Raw genomic sequence first — 2,307 nt, 5'->3', positions numbered from 1 at the left:
CTACTATTCCGCTAGCTGCATTTCAGGTATGGCGCTTTGTAGCACCTGCATTGAAACCCGAGGAGAGGAAGGTTACATTTCGTTTTATCCCTGGCTTATTCATCTTATTTATCATAGGAATCTCTTTTGGATATTTTGTGTTATTTCCTATTGTTTTAGGGTTTCTGACTTCACTTTCCGCTGGGCAGTTCGAGATGATGTTTACTGCGGAAAAATATTTTCGGTTTATGATTAACTTGATTTTACCATTCGGTATTTTATTTGAAATGCCGCTTGTGGTCATGTTCCTAACAAGATTAGGAATATTAAATCCTACAAGGCTGAAAAAGTCACGTAAGGTTTCTTATTTTGCCCTGGTTATCGTATCAATCCTGATTACGCCCCCGGATTTAATTTCGGACATTTTGGTCATTGTCCCTTTACTTGTTCTTTATGAAGTTAGTGTACAGCTGTCGAATATTGTTTATCGAAAAAGGCTTTTAAGAGAGCAAGCAGCATTTCCTATCACATGAAAGGGAAATTCAGTACTTCCATAATTGAATGGATTATCTTATTCCCATAGTCTCTTAAACCAGCAGGGGAATTCCTAGCTTCTTAGGAAACAGAAGCTAAATCAGAACCTGTTGGTGCAGGTGGCTTGGGCATGCCTAATATGGAGGAATGGGCAGCATAATGTAAGGCTATTAAGCCATGCATCGGAGAAATAGTTAAGACTAAATCTCCCCGGTTTTTCACTTATTTTGTCAAGTTGTCATGTTAATAATTTATATCAATAGCAAAAACCACTTCCTATCATTATCATTAGGGAGTGGTTTTTTTGTAGGGATCAACTATTTGTTGTGAGTGCATCAACTCTAGTTCTTCAATAAATAAAGATAAAGTAGGATTCTTATTTATTTTCTTCCAAGAAGCCAAAACATCAAATTTAAGATTGTCTCCTTCAATGTCAATAAAACGAAGTGTAGGAGGAGCGTATAGCTGTAGATATTTCGGAAGAATGGTAATGCCGATATCTGAATCTACCATCATGTACACTGCTTCAATCCGTGAAGCTGTGCTAACCAAGTTTGGAGAGAAACCATGATTGGCACATACAGCCAGCAATAAATCAAAACCTGGAGGAGCTTCATGCCTGTCCAGCATGACAAAAGGTTCATGGGCTAATTCCGAAATGTTGATACTCGTTCTATTCGCAAGGGGGTGGTCTTGATTTAGGATAATAGAATGGGATTGAGGCCATAAAGTTTTGTATTCCAGTCCACCAATACTTTGTAATCCAAGTGAAAGTGTGAAAGCTATGTCTAGTTCATCGGATTTTAATTTCTCAATCATTTGCCCAACTTGATAATAGCTCAACCTTATTTTTACATTTGGGTGTTTGCGTCTGAATTTTCGAATCAAAAGGGGCAAAAATTCTCTCACGGGTACGCTCAATAAGCCTATATTAAGTGTCCCAATTAACCCTTCCTCAGCTTGCTGGACATTTTCAATCGACTCTTCAAGTTTCTTTATGATCTCCTTTGCATCTTTCAAAAAAACAGCTCCAGCGTTGGTCAATTGAACGGAATGTTTATCTCGAAGGAAAAGTTTTACACCTAATTTTTTTTCTAAAAGGGCGATCTGTTGACTTACAGCAGGTTGTGCTACAAACAATTCCTTTGATGCTACCGTGAAATTTAAGTGTTCAGCAACTGCAATAAAATAACGCAATGGACGAATGTCCATCCCCAATCTCCCCCTGTACTGCTTGAAAATTTATAAGATTATGAATTTATTATAATAGGAATCTGAAAAATAAACAAACGTTATAAGGAAAAGGTTATTACCATGATTATTTTTTGGTATTTCCAAAAATAAGAAGTTTTATATATATTTTAGTTATGGACGAACAAGACGAAAGCTCGATACCTGAGTATGAAGTGGGAGTAAACACGAAACGAGCAATAAGGCATTCATGGATGCTAGCTTACTTTCCTGAAGATACCCAGAGTGAAGTATGGGAGAAAAATCTTGATGCCACGATTGCTTCTTTTTTTGCTCCGTTTCCAAATTCAAAAAACATGGAAAACCGTTGTGCAAAGGGGAACCGGAAGCATTACATTTTTACTTAAAAATGTATACGTTTCCAAACATCGAACAGTTGAAGCTGTTTTATCGGAAAAGAAAGCGATTACACTGAAAAATGACATTCTGGGGAAGGAAAGGCAGTTCACCCCCTCACTTTTTCAAGAGAGGGGTTTTAAATTTTAGTAGAGGAATGCTAAAGGGAATTTGTTGAGTAAACGGGGTTTTAGTAGTGTACCCGAT

3 protein-coding genes are annotated in these 2,307 nt (G+C 37.3%); 2 read left to right on the top strand and 1 reads right to left on the bottom strand.

Annotation, left to right across the window (positions count from 1 at the left end; all coding sequences use genetic code 11):
* Positions 1–512 (top strand): twin-arginine translocase subunit TatC (gene tatC, locus AC1DUW_RS26325; RefSeq protein WP_477643871.1); only part of this gene is annotated, 512 nt, incomplete at its 5' end.
* A gap of 289 nt (positions 513–801) precedes the next feature.
* On the opposite strand, the gene AC1DUW_RS26320 is transcribed toward tatC, so the two are convergent.
* Positions 802–1,725, bottom strand: coding sequence for a LysR family transcriptional regulator (locus AC1DUW_RS26320; protein ID WP_053345695.1), 924 nt, complete (start codon positions 1,723–1,725; stop codon positions 802–804).
* 155 nt (positions 1,726–1,880) lie between these two features.
* Between AC1DUW_RS26320 and AC1DUW_RS26315 the strand changes: the two genes are divergently transcribed.
* Complete coding sequence (locus AC1DUW_RS26315; RefSeq protein WP_477643870.1) at positions 1,881–2,111, top strand: hypothetical protein; 231 nt, start codon at positions 1,881–1,883, stop codon at positions 2,109–2,111.
* Positions 2,112–2,307 lie beyond the last annotated feature (196 nt).

It is taken from the genome of Peribacillus sp. P4_C12, assembly GCF_056402095.1.
This window is presented reverse-complemented; position numbering and strand designations above follow the sequence as displayed.